2 protein-coding genes are annotated in these 1,896 nt (G+C 66.0%); both read right to left on the bottom strand.

From position 1 onward, the window contains the following. On the bottom strand, positions 1–1,560 hold a 1,560-nt coding region (locus ACI0FO_RS29385; protein WP_416032089.1), incomplete at its 3' end, for a condensation domain-containing protein. Next, on the bottom strand, positions 1,561–1,896 hold a 336-nt coding region (locus ACI0FO_RS29390; RefSeq protein WP_416032090.1), incomplete at its 5' end, for a phosphopantetheine-binding protein.

Consider the following 1,896-nt stretch of genomic DNA (forward strand, 5'->3'; position numbering starts at 1 on the left):
CGGCGCGTCGGGCGTGGCCGCCGCCTGCGCCGCCAGCTGCTCCGGCACGCTCGGCACCCTGCGCGCCGCGCCGCCGTTGCCTTGCGCCAGCAGTGCGGTCCGTGCCGTATCCGGCAACGGCGCGACGTCCGCAATCAGACGTTCGGGTTCATGCGCCAGCGCTTGCAGAATGCGCAACAGGTCGTCGGCCCACCGCGTGACGGTAGCCGGCGCGAACAGCGGCGACGCATAGATCAGCGTCACATCCAGGCGGCCGTCCGGCGACTCATTGCTGTTTAGCGTCAGGTCGAACTGGGCGGCCTGGCCGCCCAGGTCCACGTCCGAAGCGGTCAGCCCAGGCAGCGCCAGCGCCGCGTCGCCACGTTCGCGCGTGTGGTTCAGCATTGCCTGGAACAGCGGGCTTTGACCGGCTTTTCGTTGCGGGGCCAGACTGTCGACCAATTGTTCAAACGGCAGGTCAGGATGCGCCTGTGCGCCATGCACGGCTTCCCGCGCTTCGTGTAGCAGCTCGCTCAGCCGGATGGACCCGCGCGGCCGTCCACGCAGCACTTGCGTGCCCGCCAGGAATCCCACCAGATGCTGCGTCTCGACACGGGCTCGATTGGCCAGCGGCACGCCGATACGGACATCCTCGGTGCAGGTGATGCGGTGCAACAAGGTCTGATAGGCTGCAAGCAGCACCGTGAACAAGGTGGTGCCACTGGCCGCTGCCCGGGCACGCAGGGCCGCGGTTAAAGACGGATCCACCGTCAAGGGATGGCGCGCGGCCTCATAGGGATAGCCGGGATCGCGCGGCAAGTCGGCCGGCAAGGACAGCGCCGCCTCTTCGTCACCCAAATGCGCGCGCCAATAGGCCAATTGGCGTTCGGATTCTCCCGCATCCATCCAGTGGCGCTGCCACAGCGCATGGTCCTGCACATCGATGGCAAGCGCGGGCAACACCGGTTCATTACCGGAAAGAATGGCGGCATAGGCCGTCGCAAACTCTTCCAACAGCACCTGCATGGACCAGCCGTCGGCGACGCTGTGATGTACAACCAACGCCAACACATGCTCTTGGGGAGCCAGCCGCCATACCCGCACGCGCAGCAGGGGCCCCTGTTCCAAGTCGAACGGCTGCTGGCGCAGGCGTTGCAGCGCGGCGCCCAGCTCGGGCGCATCCGAAGCGCTCAGGTCGGCAATATCCACCTGGAACGCAAGGTCGTCGCGCACCCGTTGCCGCGCCGTGCCATCGGGCAGCGATTCGAACACGGTGCGCAGCGCGGAATGGCGCTGCCACAGCGTCTGGAAGGCGGCTTGCAAGGCCTGCAGGTCCAGCGGCCCGCGCAGGCGTTGCGCGCCCGAGATGTGATAGGCGCTGCTTTGCGGATCAAGCCGCCACAGGAACCATTGGCGTTGCTGCGCAAAGGACAGCGCCCCACGCTGGCCCTCGGCCTGCGGCACGATAGGTAACTGCGCGAAATCAATGCGTTGCGCACGCAAGGCTTCCAGGAATTTCGCCTGTTTCTCAGGCGTCAGCGCGGCAAATCGGCGCGCGATGGCGGTCTTTTCCAGTTCCATTCAATCCTCCAGCGCGGCCAGCAAATCAGACATACTGCGCAACGCCGTGTCCTTGTCTTGTTGTTGTGACTGATGCGCATCCAGTGCCGCGGCAAGCGCCGACAGGCGGGAATGCTCGAAGCACATACGCATGGGAAAGTCCGGCGCCATCGCCGTCAATGCCCGATGCATTCGCAGCACGCTGAGCGAATGGCCACCGAGTTCAAAGAAGTTGGCATCACGGCCAACGGTGGCGCAGCCCAGCACGTCGGCCCAGATTGCGGCGATGGCGGTTTCCGTCGGGCCTTCTGGCGGCGTGGCGTCGGCTTGATCGTCGAACACCGGGGCCGGTAAGGC

This window comes from Achromobacter marplatensis, assembly GCF_049060505.1.
Taxonomy (GTDB): domain Bacteria; phylum Pseudomonadota; class Gammaproteobacteria; order Burkholderiales; family Burkholderiaceae_B; genus Achromobacter; species Achromobacter marplatensis_A.